General features: G+C 54.2%; 15 protein-coding genes and 1 tRNA gene. 7 read left to right on the top strand and 9 right to left on the bottom strand.

The features are described 5' to 3' along the window. Positions 1 to 41: 41 nt before the first annotated feature. Entirely contained in the window at positions 42 to 386 is a 345-nt protein-coding gene (gene rbp, locus AC6T8Q_RS18430) for an RNA-binding regulator (protein WP_500680474.1), read from the bottom strand. A 445-nt stretch (positions 387 to 831) separates the two neighbouring features. On the opposite strand from rbp, the gene AC6T8Q_RS18425 reads away from it, so the two are divergent. The 5 genes from AC6T8Q_RS18425 to AC6T8Q_RS18405 all read left to right on the top strand — a co-directional run bounded on the left by AC6T8Q_RS18425 (position 832) and on the right by AC6T8Q_RS18405 (position 6662). After that, on the top strand, positions 832 to 1332 hold the full coding sequence (locus AC6T8Q_RS18425) for a DinB family protein (protein ID WP_500680473.1): 501 nt from the start codon (positions 832 to 834) through the stop codon (positions 1330 to 1332). Between the two features lie 113 nt (positions 1333 to 1445). Further along, positions 1446 to 1658, top strand: coding sequence for a hypothetical protein (locus AC6T8Q_RS18420; RefSeq protein WP_500680472.1), 213 nt, complete (start codon positions 1446 to 1448; stop codon positions 1656 to 1658). Positions 1659 to 1676: 18 nt separating this feature from the next. Beyond that, entirely contained in the window at positions 1677 to 2045 is a 369-nt protein-coding gene (locus tag AC6T8Q_RS18415) for a hypothetical protein (RefSeq protein ID WP_500680471.1), read from the top strand. 330 nt (positions 2046 to 2375) lie between these two features. Further along, on the top strand, positions 2376 to 4988 hold the full coding sequence (gene gyrA, locus AC6T8Q_RS18410; RefSeq protein WP_500680477.1) for a DNA gyrase subunit A: 2613 nt from the start codon (positions 2376 to 2378) through the stop codon (positions 4986 to 4988). Positions 4989 to 5075: 87 nt separating this feature from the next. Beyond that, entirely contained in the window at positions 5076 to 6662 is a 1587-nt protein-coding gene (locus tag AC6T8Q_RS18405; RefSeq protein ID WP_500680470.1) for a hypothetical protein, read from the top strand. A gap of 12 nt (positions 6663 to 6674) precedes the next feature. Here the strand turns inward: AC6T8Q_RS18405 and AC6T8Q_RS18400 are convergent, their stop codons facing one another. Together AC6T8Q_RS18400 and AC6T8Q_RS18395 are read right to left on the bottom strand one after the other, a co-directional pair. Beyond that, on the bottom strand, positions 6675 to 8054 hold the full coding sequence (locus tag AC6T8Q_RS18400; RefSeq protein ID WP_500680469.1) for a DUF1552 domain-containing protein: 1380 nt from the start codon (positions 8052 to 8054) through the stop codon (positions 6675 to 6677). Further along, the gene (locus AC6T8Q_RS18395; RefSeq protein ID WP_500680468.1) at positions 8054 to 10579 is read right to left on the bottom strand and encodes a DUF1592 domain-containing protein; all 2526 of its coding nucleotides are present in this window, start codon (positions 10577 to 10579) and stop codon (positions 8054 to 8056) included. Before AC6T8Q_RS18395 ends, AC6T8Q_RS18400 begins: the two co-directional genes overlap by 1 nt. A 347-nt stretch (positions 10580 to 10926) precedes the next feature. Here AC6T8Q_RS18395 and AC6T8Q_RS18390 point away from each other — a divergent pair. Both AC6T8Q_RS18390 and AC6T8Q_RS18385 read left to right on the top strand, forming a co-directional pair. After that, positions 10927 to 11010: transfer RNA gene (locus AC6T8Q_RS18390), tRNA-Leu, on the top strand. 188 nt (positions 11011 to 11198) lie between these two features. Continuing rightward, entirely contained in the window at positions 11199 to 11702 is a 504-nt protein-coding gene (locus tag AC6T8Q_RS18385) for a ferritin (RefSeq protein WP_496920362.1), read from the top strand. Positions 11703 to 11713: 11 nt separating this feature from the next. Here AC6T8Q_RS18385 and AC6T8Q_RS18380 read toward each other — a convergent pair whose 3' ends face one another. From AC6T8Q_RS18380 to AC6T8Q_RS18355, 6 genes are all read right to left on the bottom strand, one after another. Further along, on the bottom strand, positions 11714 to 11914 hold the full coding sequence (locus AC6T8Q_RS18380) for a hypothetical protein (protein ID WP_496920361.1): 201 nt from the start codon (positions 11912 to 11914) through the stop codon (positions 11714 to 11716). A 1-nt stretch (position 11915) separates the two neighbouring features. Beyond that, entirely contained in the window at positions 11916 to 12755 is an 840-nt protein-coding gene (locus AC6T8Q_RS18375) for a hypothetical protein (protein ID WP_500680467.1), read from the bottom strand. 364 nt (positions 12756 to 13119) lie between these two features. Beyond that, positions 13120 to 13332, bottom strand: a complete 213-nt coding sequence (locus AC6T8Q_RS18370; protein ID WP_500680466.1) for an FmdB family zinc ribbon protein — start codon at positions 13330 to 13332, stop codon at positions 13120 to 13122. A gap of 3 nt (positions 13333 to 13335) precedes the next feature. Continuing rightward, positions 13336 to 13962 (bottom strand): hypothetical protein, encoded by a 627-nt coding sequence (locus tag AC6T8Q_RS18365; RefSeq protein ID WP_500680465.1) that lies wholly within the window; start codon positions 13960 to 13962, stop codon positions 13336 to 13338. Positions 13963 to 13974: 12 nt separating this feature from the next. After that, entirely contained in the window at positions 13975 to 15012 is a 1038-nt protein-coding gene (floA, locus tag AC6T8Q_RS18360; protein ID WP_500680464.1) for a flotillin-like protein FloA, read from the bottom strand. A 102-nt stretch (positions 15013 to 15114) separates the two neighbouring features. After that, positions 15115 to 15699, bottom strand: coding sequence for an NfeD family protein (locus AC6T8Q_RS18355; protein ID WP_500680463.1), 585 nt, complete (start codon positions 15697 to 15699; stop codon positions 15115 to 15117). Positions 15700 to 15733 lie beyond the last annotated feature (34 nt).

Raw genomic sequence — 15733 nt, 5'->3', positions numbered from 1 at the left:
TTGGAAGATTATGAGCCTTTATTTGGTTAGTGAAAACTAGATTAATATCTAGAATTTCCACCACGGTCGCCGCCACCGCGACCACCACCACCACCACCGTAGCCCCCGCCACCGCCACCGCCGCCACGAGGACGTTCTTCGCGGGGACGAGCTTCGTTGACCTTCAATGGCCGGCCGTTGTGATCCTTGTCGTTGAGTGCATCAACGGCAGCATCAGCGTCCGAATCATTTTCCATTTCGACAAATCCGAATCCCTTGCTGCGACCCGTTTCACGATCCATGATCACGTCGGCGCTGCGAACCGGTCCGAACTCTGAGAACAGAGCTTCGAGATCGGCGTTGGTCACGCCATAACTCAAATTTCCACAATAAAGCTTCTTACCCACCAAAACTCTCCTACAAATCGCAAACTCGGCCCCCTATCAAGGTCTCGGGGCCACAAGAGCAGGCCCGCACGAGGGCCCATAGCGCAGGGACGGACGAAAGAGTGATCGGGCCCTACCCTTTGAAGCAGCGGCGGACACCCGTTCGACGAACCAAGCAACAGCTTAGTTTACGGGATTCCCCTGCCCGGCGATACAGTTAATTGCTCGAAATTAGGCAATTCTCTCAGAGATTTGCAGAACTCCTAGTCACCTCCCGCGGCATGATTAGTGTTTACCCAAACTTCCCATCTTCAATCAATCGCGGCAGCTTTTTGGGGAGTCCGTTGGAGACTTGCATTTCAGCACGACCTATGGCATTCTTGTCGCAAGTGATGGTGTACACATGTAAACCTAAGTTGACGTTCTTCGCAGTTTTGCCTGTTTACCAGCTATTAGGGGTCGAGCTATGAGTTATGCCGTGAGTCTTTTGCCCGAATTCGACGAGGAAATGGCCAATACGCGCAAGGTTTTGGAGCGTTTTCCCGAAGAGAAGGCCGACTGGCGGGCCCATCCCAAGTCGAACACGCTCGGCTGGAACGCCAATCACCTGGCCGAGATCCCCGGTTGGGCAGTCGGTACGATCAACGACACTGAGTGGGACTTTTCGCCACCTGGAGCCCCGGCTTACCAAACGCCCGCCTTGGCAACGCGAGCAGAGATTCTGGCGGAATTCGACAAAAACGTGGCGGCCGCCCGTCAAGCGATTGAATCAGTCAATGACGAGGACATGGAAGTGCCCTGGACGCTCAAATATCAAGGCGATGTGATTTTCACGATGCCGCGAGCTGCCGTGATTCGTTCGTTCGTGTTGAATCATATCATCCACCATCGGGCGATCACGTGTGTTTACTTACGACTGAACGATCTCCCCGTGCCGGGAATGTATGGCCCCTCGGGCGATGAATAGTCATGCGTGAATTTTGCTTTCCGTTATTTAAGAGTTAAGATTGATTTTGGCGGTATCGATGGAAGCGGCTTGCCTGCGCAGCTTCCTGCACGAGTGTAGACGGAGATTCTCTCATGGCGCGTCAACTCTGTTTGGTCCTGGTGGCGATGGTTTTTCTGGGCGGCATGGTCGAGCAATCGGACGCGGCAATGATCAGCCCGCAGAATCCCTACCGCAGCTTCAACATTAGCGGCGTGAATTACGGCTCGATGCAATGGGAAAAGCAGCACCGGCAAAAGAATCGCTCTTACCATCGCAATAGTGGCCGAGTTTATCGGCGTCGTTAAGAGCAAGAGTGAGTAACCATGAAGTTTGCTCGATGGGTGTTCTTGTTGGCAGGCATTTACGGCGTGGCGGTTCTGCTGCCCCAGTTTTTTCTGGAACAGCAGGTAGGACGCGATTATCCGCCGGCCATTACGCACCCTGAGTACTTTTATGGTTTCGTAGGAGTTGCGCTGGCTTGGCAGGTTGCATTCTTAATCATGGCACGTGACCCCGCGCGCTACCGGCCAATCATGCTCCCCGCAATTCTTGAAAAGGCTTCATTCGGCTTTGCAACAATCGCCTTGTTTCTTGAAGAACGCTTATCGGCACAAATGCTCGCAGCGGGTTTGGTAGATCTCACTTGGGGAGTGCTATTCCTCGTTGCATGGTGGAAGGTGCGAAAGGTCTAGCTGTTCGACTGTTATCTTCGCCCTGCTTTGCTGTGTTGTTCGTAATAGCTTTGTCAAGCCATGCTTATCGCCGAGCTTTTCAGCAGGTTGTTGGTAAGGCCCAAAATTGCTAAAATTTAGGCTTTTACAGCAGGAGTCTGCGGCTAGTTATGTCGCGGCTATTCCTGCCTTGTGAAGTGCTGAAGAACTGCTGCAAAAGGACTCTCCTTCGTGTCGACCGACAATCCAGATGCTCCCGTGCCGTCTTTCGATCCTGAACAATCTATTGCCGCCCGGCTGATCGATTTGCCGATCGAAGATGAGCTAAAAGACAGCTATCTCACCTACGCGATGAGCGTAATTGTCAGCCGCGCGCTTCCCGACGTGCGCGACGGTTTGAAGCCCTCGCAAAGGCGAATTTTGGTGGCGATGAACGATCTTAACCTCACGCCGGGCGCAGCCCGTGTGAAGTGTGCCAAGATCTCTGGAGACACGAGCGGTAACTACCATCCGCACGGTGAAAGCGTGATTTACCCGACGCTAGTCCGCATGGCCCAAGAGTGGAACATGCGACACGTGTTGATCGACAAGCAGGGAAACTTTGGTTCGATTGCTGGATTGCCTCCCGCGGCGATGCGATACACCGAAGCTCGCATGTCGCCTTTTGCGGCGATGATGCTTGAGGACCTGAAGCTTGATACGGTCGATTTCGTTCCAACGTATGACGAACGTCATAGCGAGCCAACCGTCCTGCCAGCAAAATTTCCTAATCTCTTAATTAACGGTGCGAACGGCATTGCCGTCGGCATGGCGACCAGCATTCCGCCTCATAATTTGGGCGAAGTCTGCAGAGGCGTCATCGCCGTGTTGGACAATCCTGCGATTACTGTCCAAGAGCTGATGGAACATATTCCCGGTCCCGATTTCCCAACGGGCGGAATCATCTGCGGTCGCAGCGCGATTTGGCGGGGCTACGAAACAGGTCGTAGCACGATTGTTGTTCGCGCCCGAACGTCAATCGAAGAAACTGGTAAGCGCACGCGGATCATCATTCACGAAATTCCCTTCCAGCAAGCTCGTGATCGCGTGGAAGAGCGCATCGCACAGCTTGCTCAAGAGGGCAAAATTCCTGGCATTGCCGCCACGCGCAACGAAAGCGATCTCAAGGAACCGGTCCGGCTGATTCTTGAACTTAAGCGCGATGCCGACCCCGACGTCGTGCTTAACCAGCTTTATAAGTTCTCGCCGCTGCAAGAATCGTTTTCGCTCAATTTCCTAGCGCTTGTAGATGGCAAACCACGAGTGCTGTCGCTGAAGGAGATGCTGGCCGAGTTTATTCGCCATCGCGCGACCGTGATCCGTCGGCGAACCTTGTTCCTGCTGTCCAAGGCACGCAAACGCAAGCATACGGTGCAAGGCCTATTGTTGGCTCACGCCAACATCGACGAGGTGATTCGCGTAATTCGTGCGTCGAAGACACAGGCCGAAGCGAAGCAGGCACTCATGGCGATCAAGACGCCGGGGGCCATGCTCCAACGTGCTTTGGGCGACGAGGGCTACGCACAATTTCAATCCGAACGCGGCGTGGCCGAAGAATATTCGCTCACTCCCGTGCAAGCCGATGCGATTCTGCGGATGACGCTCGGTCAATTGGTGAACCTCGAGCAAGAGAAACTCGCCGAGGAACATGCGACGTTGCTCGACGAAATTATCCACTACACGGGCATTTTGGCCGATCAGCAAAAGATCTTCGCGATGATTCGCGAAGATTGCGAAATGCTCATCGCCAAGCACTCTGACAAACGTCGGACGGAGATTTCCAACGAGGAGATTGGCGAAGTCGATCTGGAAGACCTGATCGAAGAGGAGCAGATGGTCGTCTCGATTTCGCACAATGGCTACATCAAGCGGACCCCTGCGAGCGTGTACCGTTCGCAACGACGCGGTGGCAAGGGAATCAAAGGGGCCAAGGTCGACGAGGACGATCCCGTCGAGCATCTCTTTGTGACCAGCACGCACGACTATCTGCTGTTCTTCACGTCGAAGGGCAAAGTCTATTGGCAAAAGGTTTATAACCTGCCGCAGCTTTCGCGGGATGCAAAAGGTCGGGCGGTTGTTAATCTGTTGAATCTGGCTGAGGATGAAAACATCACCGATTGTCGCGCCGTTCGTGACTTTGATCTGCCGGATCACTATTTGATGATGGCCACCCGTCAAGGCTTGGTGAAGAAGACGGAACTCAAGGCTTACAGCCGTCCGATGAAGACCGGTATCATCGCCATTAAGCTGCGCGAGGACGACGAATTGGTTGAAGTGGCGATCACCAAAAAAGGTGACGAAGTGGTGCTTTCGACGGCCAAGGGAATGGCGATTCGCTTCAATGAGGCCGATGCCCGGCCGATGGGTCGCAATACGAGCGGGGTCAAGGGTATCTCACTCACGAAGGGCGATTCGCTAGTGGGTATGGTGGTTGCTGATCCTAATGCGACGCTGTTCACCGCCTGTGCCAACGGGTACGGCAAGCGGACGCCATTTGGTCCCAGCGCGCCGGTCGATGAAATCCCTGAAGACGAATCGGCCGAGTCCACACCCGTGGAAAACGAATCGGAAGATGCGGTCGACGAAGCAAGCAGCTCATTCCGCTATCGCACGCAAAATCGTGGCGGTAAGGGTGTGCGGGACATCAAAACGACCGACCGCAACGGTCCCGTGGTCGACATCGTTCGCGTGGACGATACCGATGAACTGATGATGATGACCGCCCGCGGCAAGATTCAACGCGTTAAGGTGAGTGACTTCAATCAGATCGGTCGCAACACGCAGGGCGTGCGGATCATGTCGCTCGATGAAGGGGATACCCTCACGGCCGTCGTGCGGGTACCGCAAGACGAGAACGTTGTCGATTCAGGTGAAGCAGCGGTCGAAGGTTCACCCGAGCCACCGATTGAACCGCCGGCGGAGTGAGAGATTCGCTTGGCGGTTCCGGTTGGTTGTGATAATAATCAAGCGGAGGGTTTTTGCCCTCCGCTTTTTTTATTCGAAGAGGCTGCGATGTCCACGCTTTTATTATTGATCGGCCTGCTACCAAGCTTACTGTGCGAACTGCCAGCAAAACCTATTGAGCTCTCGAAAGAAACCACGTTCATTATCGAGCCGCTGGCTGGTGATGGACTACCCAACTACGCGCTGGCGATGCAGGAATTTGCGCACAAGGAGATGACTCCTGAACAAAATGGAGCGGTTCCTTTCTGGCAGGCCATGGGGCAAGGCGAGATGGACGATGAGCAGTTCGATCGTCTTTCAGATGAGATTGGTTTGACGCGAGAAAGCATAGTCAAACCGCTGACTCCGTTGGAAGACAAATCAAATATTCAGGCCGTTGTTGAGTGGCTTCGTGACACGGGAAGAAGTTCTGACGTTGAGGAACTTGAGAAATTAGCTGAAGAGTACGTGGCCTGGGTTCAGGCCAATCCTTGGACGGACAGAGATGTCCCTCCGCTTGGCAAATGGCTGGCTGAGAATGAACCTGCACTTGATCTGTTGGTCGAGGCCTCCGGTAAGCCTGAGTTTTACAGCCCTTATCCTAATCTTTTGGTCGACCGGACAGTGTCGGTCTTGGACATTCAATTGCAACATGCAACTGGCATCCGGATAGCTGCTCGCGCTTTAATGGCAAGAGCGATGAATCTCGCTGCAGAGAATGATTTAGAAGGAGCGTGGGCTGACTGTCGAGCTTGTATTGCGCTCGGCGAGCACGTTCCGTCAGGGCACATGATTGCTGAGCAATTAATGCGTATGCATGTTCGAGAGAAAGGGTTTAGTGGAGCGTGCGTGTTACTGTCTTTGCCTGAAGTTTCACCCAAACTAGCGCGCCAGATATTGGACAATTTGGTTAAGGTAGAGTGCTCGATTGACTTCTCAGCTGTTCTGAATAATGCCGAGCGTATGATGTCCCTTGATTATATGCTAAGGATGACTACCGGTCGCTTGGGAGGTATGACTTCAGAAGAGAAAGATGAAAGTGTAGACAAAATTGTGAAGGCAGGAGTAGATCTCAATCTATCACTAAGATGGATAAACGAACGATATGATAAAATTGTGTTGACATCACGTATTCAGGACCGCAAGAAGCGCGTTGTACAATCCACAAAACTTGAACAAGAGTTCGAGCAAGAAGCTAAGGAAACCTCTTCGATTGCAAAGCTCGGTGGGCTTTCGCAGACATTTCGAAGTAATGTTATCGGTGAAATTTTCTTTTTGTACACATTTCCCGCTTTAAAGGATCTATGTGATAGCTTCGATCAACACGAACAGTATTTAATGCTCACTAGGATCGCCGCGGCGCTTGCTGTCTACAAAGCGGAGCATGGACACTATCCCGATAAGCTTGCCGAGCTCAGTCGCTCCATCTTGCCGGAAATTCCGAAGGACCTATACACCGAAGAACCTCTGCAATACGAGAGGCAAGAAAATGGCTTTCTGCTCTACAGCGTATTCGAGAACGAAGCTGATGACGGCGCAAGTGATCTATACGGCCAGATACGCAACGGGGAATGGCAATCGAATCACCAAGAAGTCGACCGAGAAAAAAGCGACCTCGTGATTCGCATTCCAGTAGTACCACAGCCTAAGCCGTAGTGGCAGCTAGCGTTAAACGTCCTTCAGCCGCCCCGTCGAATCGCCGAAGCGTTCTAGGCCGGTGGCACCCATGCGGTCGGCGATGCTTAAGAAGAGGTCGCACAGCGGTTTGGAGCCGTGATTGACGTGTCGGCCTGGGGTGAGCGTGCCTCCGCCACCGCCAGCCAGGATGACCGGCAAGTTCGAGTGTGTGTGGCGATTGCCATCGGCGTTGCCGCTGCCGTAGACGATCATTGAATTGTCGAGCAAGGATTTGCCGTCGACGTCGGGCGTGTTTTTCAGACGTTCCAAGAACTTGGCGAATTGCTCGACATACCAGCGATCGATCTGAGCCACTTTTTGAATTCGCTGTTCATCGTTGCGATGGTGGGTCAGCTCGTGATGCCCTTCAGTAATGCCGATGTGTTCAAACGAGCGGTTGCTACCATCGTGAGCAAGCATCATGCTGGCCACGCGAGTCAGGTCGCACTGAAATGCCAGCAGCATCATGTCGAACGTGATGCCGACGTGCTCACTGAAATCTTGCGAAACACCCGCGGGGGCTGGCAAGCCAGGGTCTTTGGTTGCGGCCATCCGCTCGGAGCGCTCGAGCCGTTGTTCGATCTCACGAACGCCGGTGAGATATTGGTCGAGCTTTTCCCGATCTTGTGTGCCCAACCGGTTCTGCATCTGCCGGGCATCTTGAATCACGAAATCGAGAATCGAACGCTGGCCAGCTCGGCGTTGGGCAAGATTCGCGGCCCGTTCGCCGGGGGAGCCTGCACCAAACAAGCGTTCAAACACAAGCCGGGGATTGCGTTCGGGAGGCATCGGCGTAGTGGCCGACTTCCACGAGACGGTTTGTTGATAGGCACAAGCATAACCAGAATCGCAACTTCCCGACGGGCGCTCGGTGTCGCTGGATAGCTCCAGCGAAGGGAGCAAGGTTTGATCGCCAACTTGCCGAGCGATCTCTTGATCGATGGAAATCCCCGCGCGGGCATCGGTGGCACTCTTCTGAAGCCGCACACCGGTCAAGAATACGGAATTGCCTCGGGCATGATCGCCCGCGCCATCCGGACCGGCTTCGGCATTCACTTGATCGAGTCCGCCGAAAATCTGTAATGTGCTTTTGAGCTTGTCGAGTGGTTCTAAAGTGCCCGTGAGGGTGAAGTCTGTGCCAGTTTGCGAAGGCCACCACGAAGCTGGAATCGCACCGTTAGGAAAATAGACAAATGCTGTACGCAGTGGCGCACCAGCAGGCGTCACCGCCAAGTTGGCGGCAGATTCAGCGGCGAGGAGTCGTGTGCCCGTCAGCGAAGCCAGAGCTGGAACGGCAATGCTCGCGCCCAAGCCTCGCAAAAAATGCCGGCGGGGATATTTGCCGTTTGAGTTGCTATCGCGATGAGACATCAATCGTTCTCCGGGAGTTGAGACCCTGAGTAGCTAGCCGTCTTGATCGCCGCTGTGCCATCGGCCTGCTCGACAGGACGACATTTCTGAAAGGCCGCGCTCGCGATAATCCCTTTCAAAAGCGCCGACGGTCGGCCTTCGTTGGCTTCCAATTGAGCCACGATCGCATCGACCGTCTCTGTATCATGATACTCGATTCCACGGCCCAAGGCATAGGTAAGCAGCTTTTCGGTCAAGCAGCGGTAGAATTCTTGGCGATGGTTAGCGACCAAAACCCGCTTGAGTTCATTAATATCGTTAAATTCCTCACCAGTGATCAACGCGCCGGCGGAATCAATGGGCTTGCCTTGATCGGTTTCGCGCCATCTGCCAAGTGCGTTAAACCGCTCGAGCGCGAGGCCTAAGGGGTCCATCCGGTTGTGGCACGAACTGCACAAAGGTGCTTCGCGATGGAGCGCCAACGATTCTCGCACGGTGAGCGGCGCACCATCTTGACCTTTGGCGGCATCTTCCAGCAGCGGGACATTCGGTGGTGGAGGTGGAGGTGGTGTGCCCAGAATATTGTCGAGCACAAACAACCCGCGTTTGACCGGTGAAGTTCGATCGGGATTGGATGTCACAGCCAGGACGGTTCCTTGCGTGAGAATCCCACCGCGCGGGTTGTCGGTTGGCAGATTCACCAGCCGCATCTTTTTGCCCTTAACTCCCTCGATGCCATAGTGCTTAGCAAGCTGTTCGTTAAGGAACGTATAGTCGGCATCCAGCAACTCATCCAGCGGACGATCCTCGCGAAGAACGGTTTCGAAAACCAGTTCGGATTCACGTCGCATCGAGCGGCGCAGTTCAGGATTGAGTTCAAAGTTCTGGAATTCACGAAATCTCTCAGCGAATTGCTGCCGGAGTTGTTCAAACTCGGCACGCTGTTCTTCAGTGAATTGATCGCGGGGTTTGCTGACCAGTTCACGGAATCGTTTCCGAGCCTCGATATCCTCTTTATTGGGCGGCGCATCGTGACGCATGACTTCTACGGCGTTGACAATCACGTTCTGAATATCGCGAGCCCGTAGCCATTGGCCAACGAAATGCCGAATAAATTGCTCTGATCGCGGATCATTGAACATTCGCTCAAATTGAGCAGGCAAATTCTCGCGTAACTTTCCTTCGGCGGCGAGGCGCATCAGCTCGTCGTCGGGCATTGTCGACCATAGGAAGTAGGAGAGTCGCGATGCGAGGGAATAATCGTCGAGATAAGGAAACTCGGCTGCGGCTTCCGGTGTTACAGCGACTTCTTCGCGAAACAGAAATCGAGGTGAAGCCAACACGGCCGTCATAGACTCGGCGATGCCAGATTCAAATGTGTTTCCCGGGTGAGAGTAATGCTGCTCGGCAAGAGCGACCAAGCGATCGAGCGTTTCCGCGTCGACCGGCCGCCTGTAAGCCTTTGTGGCAAATTTCTTCAATATCTGCCGAGCATAAGCCTGACGAGCTTTGGCTCCGTTGGGAACTTTGCGAGGGAAAAACTTGGCATAATTGGGTACGGGTATTCCATGTTCGTCGTTCAGGGGGCCCTTAATGACGACCGACTTAATCCGCATGCTGAGATCGCGGACATGCTTTTCATCAGGGGTGAGCGGCGTGAGTTCGAAAATCAGCTCGTGTTCACCCGGTTGCCAATCGACGTCGTAAGTGAATTGGTAGGGTTTGTGGCCTTGGCGACTGAACTCTTCATTAAGTTTGCCCATACCATCGACGGAAAACGTCAATCGGCATTTGTTGTAATCAAACTCGCCGTCGAGATATTTTTCATCGGCACTCAGATTGACCTGAATTTGATATTGCCCGGCGTGCTCAATTTTCACGCGATGCGATACCCAACCCTGTTCATAATAAGAGAGCCATCGTGGCCCCTGCTCTTTTTGGTTGGGGTCAGCACCTTCCGGTTGGAACTCCATACCGGTGATTGTTTTTTCCGGAGCCATTTTGCTAGTTAATGGAACGGCTTGGGAAACGATTGTCCGGGCAGCAGATAAATACTTTTCCAGCAGCAGCGGAGATACCGTGAGTACGCTGCCGATGTTGTCAAAACCATGGCCGCTGTCGTCTTGAGGGAAGTCGCTTTGCGCGTCGAAGTCGACCCCCATCAGATCGCGAATTGTGTTGCGATATTCGTTGCGATTCAGTCGACGGAGCGTGACGTGCCCCGGATCAGGATTCGCTGGGTCCCCATGGAATGCGGAACGCTTGATCCATGTTTCCAGGGTTTGCTTTTCGGCATCAGTCAGCGGCGTCATATCGGTTGGCGGCATCATGCCCGCACGGACCATTCGCAAGGCACGCCACCAAAGCTGTGGATCGTCGACCAACTCGGCCTGCGAGGAAAAACTATCGAACGCAACACTGCCTTCGTTCATCCCATTGCCGTGGCAGTCGTAGCATTTCTCAATGAGGATCGGTTCGACCTGCGTGCGGAACTGCTCCAGGTCGGCCTCGCTCGCCGCGAACGCTGGAGCGAGAAAGACTGTCATTATCAACAGGCCGGCACAAGCGTATCCACGCTGCAGCCGATATCGAATCGACTTGCCGCGGGATTGCAGGTGAGATTTGTTTCCGGCGGGCATGATCGACAGAGACCGTGGAGGAGGGTGCGTGAGCCCGGGATGAATGTCGGGCCGCGTGGACCGTTGATTGTACCGTATTGGCACGGCGAAAAACCAGCGAAACAGTGGGGGCAATTCCGCCATTTTGCGCGATTTTGTCGGCGAAATCGGGGTTTAGTCGTGGGGAGTGCGGGTTGACGGACGGACGGGTCAAGGTAGACTCGATGGATTGCCGACAATTGGAGGTCGGCCGTGCAGTGTTTTCAAAATAACTAGGGCTCGTGGCGGAATAGGCAGACGCGCATGCTTGAGGGGCATGTGCCCGAAAGGGCGTGCTGGTTCAACTCCAGTCGGGCCCACTTGAATGTCGAGATTCAGTTTCATGTCTCTCGGCGAATAAGTGGTTATTGATGAGATTGAGGCTCGTCGTCAATTCGTGACGACGAGCCTTTTTCTTTGCTGCAAGAATCGCCGCGTGATGTAGACACCCACGGTCAGGCTTTTACAATTTGGGTGACAAGTAACCCATTCGCACAGGAGTAACGCCATGTTCACGCAAGTGATGCAAGATGCCATCAATGAACAGATCAATAATGAACTGTTCTCGTCTTACAGCTATCTCTCAATGGCGGCCTGGTGTCAGCACGAGCAATTCACGGGCTGTGCGCATTGGATGCGTCTTCAAAGCGAAGAAGAAAAGATCCATGCCCATAAGCTGTACGACTTCCTCTTGGCCCGGAATGCCAAAGTGGTCTTGAAGCCGATTGCAGCTCCTGAGAACGAATTTGCTTCGGTGGTGCAAGTCTTTGAGAAAGCGTTTGCACAGGAGCAAAAGGTGACCTCGCAAATCGACAAGCTTTATGAACTGGCCTTTCAAGAAAAAGCCTTCGCTGCGCTCGTCGAGCTCGAGTGGTTTATCACCGAACAAGTCGAAGAAGAGAAAACGGCTCGTGAGGTCGTGCACAAATTTCATTTAGTGCAGAACGATCCCGCCTCGTTATTGGACCTCGACCGCGAACTCGCGCAGCGCCAGCCCGATGCGGGTGCGTGAGCAACCCCTGATCAGCACAAATAGCGCGGCAGTGCGTCGCCGAAGGATGGAGTCACTGAACTCAATGGCGAGCCATTCCAGGCTCCCCAGCCACCGTAGGCACGGATTTCCAGGAACAGGAACAGGCAGCCAATCAAGATCGCAATCAACGAAACCAGCAGCATGACGAAATAGACGTCGTAGCGTGGTTTTTTGTTGATAACGCTTGGCATGCTAACTGATTCTAAATCTGGTTGCGACATCGTCGCCCTCCTCAATCTGTCCCTGTTGGAATTGGCGAAGAATGCGGCCCACGGCGCGATCCGGCTCCGTCTTGAGGATTTCTGCCCGGCCGAGATAGCGGTCACCGCGGAAGACTTCGACGGTGTGGCCAGGTTTGAGGCCGTCGTCAGCACCGACTGTGACCTCGATCAGCTGGCTGCCGGAGGTGCTTTGAGTCTTGCTCACGATGCCCCGAACACGCGGCACGATCGCACCGGGATCGGTGGCAGGATCGATTCCGTTTTCATCAAGCAGGGCCGTCTTGTTGCCGACTTCTTGCGCGAGTTGCGAATTGCGTTCACGCAAGACGGTCAGTTCGTTATCGGCTTGATGGAGATCGTCGGTGGCTTGGAGTGCCGTTGTGAACGCGTGGTCGCGTTCGGATTGATTTGTGCGAATCTCACCCCGGAGTGCAGCCACTTGGCCGGTCAGCTTTTCGTTGTTGGCCTGAGTGGCAGCGAGTGCCGCGGCTTGATCGCGTTGAGTTTGATCAAGCTGCTCAAGGCGTTTCCCAATATCGGCATTCTGCTTCGCCAGCTGATCGCGTTCCAGGACGAGCTTGCTGGCCTCTTGAACGGCATAATCTTTCTCAGCCGTCAGTTGGCTTTCCAGCGAGTTCTTTGTGGCTTCCAGTTCTTGATTGGCGGTTTGGGCCGCCGTGAGCTGGGTTTTGAGCTTATCGTAGTCGTCCTTCCAATTCCGGTGAGTCGCATAAACCATGAGCGACGCGGCCAGCAAGAAAATGGACGCGATGGCAGTGAGGGCGATCAAAACTTTGCCGAAAAAATTCATCGAATTCACTTCCTCATGGGGAAACCAGGCGTATCAACACGACCCGAGCTTCCGACACTGCCTCAGCGGCAACCAACCTAGGTCGTCCGCGAAGGATATGTTCCGGTAAAGGGAAGCCTCCGATGCTTCGTTTGCAAACCTCGTTCTGTCGGCAAAGTCGGGGATTTGGAGGTCAGATCGGCCTCGACAAGTCCCAAATCTCTGCCACGACAAGAGATAATTGCACTAGTCGCAGTATAATCAGGGTGCGAAAAGAGTGTCAAACTTTCGCTTGAGGCAATCTGGGTGAAGCTGCGGGATTTCCCTGGGAAAACTACAGGTTCTACCGGCAATTCTATCTGCGAGGCTGCCCGATAGGCAAATTTTAGCCGTGACAGGCACATCCTGACCCACACCCACCGCCAGGGAGTGACCGGGGAGAGCTGCTGTGCGCCGAGGCCGAATGGGCGACCGGCGCGCTAAGAAGTTTCGTGAGCTGGCCGCTGCCGCAGGCCTCACAGGAGGGGGTTTCCTCGCCCCGGACCAGAAGTTCCTGTTCTTTATGGCAATCACGGCAGACGAAATCGTAGAGAGGCATTGGTTAAATCTCCGGGCGGCGTAAGATTTCGCTCGCAATGATGGCTTGCCGCATCCCCTTCGGACTGCGGAGCAATTCGGCAATCTCGGCGGCGGCTTTGTTTTGCCGCTTTATTGGTCGGGGTTGTTCTTGCTTCGGTTCGAGCGTTCCGATTTGGTGTTGAAATGTCTGGTGGAGGTGGGCCACCAATCTTTCGTCGGCCTGACCAACATCAGCACCTAACGCGTGAGCATGTTGGGTAATGTCCGCCGTGCTCATGTGTTTGGCGACAGACTCTTGAATGCTTTCGCGAGGCTTTTCCAGTTCAACAATTCTTCTGGGCGTTTGCTCGACCTTAACGACAACCGGCCGCTGAGCGACAACCACGGGGGATGGCTCCTCGGCTTCGGGTTGATCGCCACGAACTTGGCGTAAAAAATCCTCGACCTCACCACGCAGCTTCTCTTCAAGCGTACGAGGCTTTTGCGGAGGTGCGGCGGGATCGCGAGGTTTGGGAACTCGCGGCGGTTGCTTGGCCTTATTTCCTCGGGCCGACATCAACTGGCCAAGCGTGTAAAGAATGAACACGATGACGGGGAAAACCCATTCCATCCAGTTCGCGGCGATGATGTAGATTGCTAAATGTTGCATCAGTAAAGCATTTTACTCGCGGCGAGAGGCGCCAACGCCCGCGATCGATTCGCGCATGTCGGTGTCGGCTTGTACATTCTTGAGTTTGTAGTAATCCAGTATCCCCAAGCGGCCACTGCGAAAGGCCTCGGCGATGGCTTTAGGAATTTCAGCCTCTGATTCCACGAGCCGAGCGCGATTTTCTTCCATCATTGCAATGTTCTCTTGCTCTTGAGAAACGGCCATCGCACGCCGGCCTTCTGCCGCGGCACGGGCCACGCGCGTGTCGGCTTCAGCCTGATCGGCCTGCAAACGAGCCCCAATGTTGTCACCCACGTCGATATCAGCGATATCGATCGAAACAATTTCGAATGCCGTTTGGGAATCCAATTTTCGCGCCAGCACGGCTTTGGAAATCGTGTCAGGATTCTCTAGAACGTGAGCATGCGTTTCCGCCGAACCAATAGCACTGACAATTCCCTCGCCGACGCGGGCAATGATGGTTTCTTCGCCAGCTCCACCGATCAATTGATTGAGATTCGCCCGCACGGTGACTCGGGCCTTGACCTTCAGTTGAATGCCATTTTTGGCGACGGCATCCAACGTGGGGCGTTTTGATTGCCGCGAAGGACAATCGATGACTTTCGGATAAACGCTTGTCTGCACGGCTTCAAGGATATTCCGCCCAGCCAGATCGATGGCCGTTGCTCGCTTGAAATCGAGGTCGATGATCTTGGCTTTGCGAGCGGCAATCATCGAGCGAATCACCAACGGCACATTGCCACCGGAAAGATAATGGGCTTCCAAAGCTTTAGTTGTGATTCCTTCAGCTTCGGTGATGCCGGCCTGGATAGCCATGATTTTGCTGCGGAGGATGACCGTCGGATTCACCTTACGAAAGGTCATGCGCAACAGATCGAAAATACCGACGCGGGCTCCTGTGCTGACTGACTGAATCCACAACCGAGCGTATCGCGCAAATACCGCGAAAAAGATCATGAAGATGACAAGACCTATGAAGCCCAAAACCAAAATAACGGTCGTCGAAATGGCTCCCAATGAGGGAGTCATAGTCAGGTGCCAGTTCATGAAGTTTATCCCCTCAGCGATCATAAGCCCTTGCGTCACAGAGGTTTTTGTACCCCTTGGGATGGCCAAATGCAAGATCGAGCATTAGCCCAGCGGCTCATCCTCGAATCCTTCGAGGTCCAATTCATCGAGTGGTTTTGAGAGAATGTCCGGCGATTGGTTCGAGATTTGTTGCGTCTCGTCAGGTTCTGCTCGGCGGACAACGACACGATTGGCACGCACCTCGACCACGACAATCGGCTCTCCCGACTCGATGGCATCGCCTTGAGAAACGGCATCCAGCCAGTGTCCATCGACCAACACGGAACCCGAGGGAAGCATCATTGTTTTGGCCACGCCAGAGCGACCGACAAGCTCGCGACGGACATCAATCGGCTTAAGTTCGTCCTCGGAAGGGAGCTCCCCCAGAAAGGCTTTGCCCATGGGCGTGTGGGGCCAAACTCGAAATGCCAGCGCGAGTAAGGTGGGTACGGCTACTAACGAAATGAGGACAAACACCATACCGGCCGTTGGATCCCGACGGAAAGCAAAGATGATGCTTCCGAGAATGGCAAACCCCGAGAGCATGCCGAGAATTCCCCCTGAGGGGACGAAAACCTCAAGCACCACCAGCGCGCAGCCGATGAGCATCAGAATAATGGCCCAAGTAAAAGGATCTAATCCCGTCATAAAGCGAAAGCTCCGGCGACACTTAGCAAGACGA

The organism is Bythopirellula sp., assembly GCF_041737835.1.
Lineage (GTDB): Bacteria > Planctomycetota > Planctomycetia > Pirellulales > Lacipirellulaceae > Bythopirellula.
This window is presented reverse-complemented; position numbering and strand designations above follow the sequence as displayed.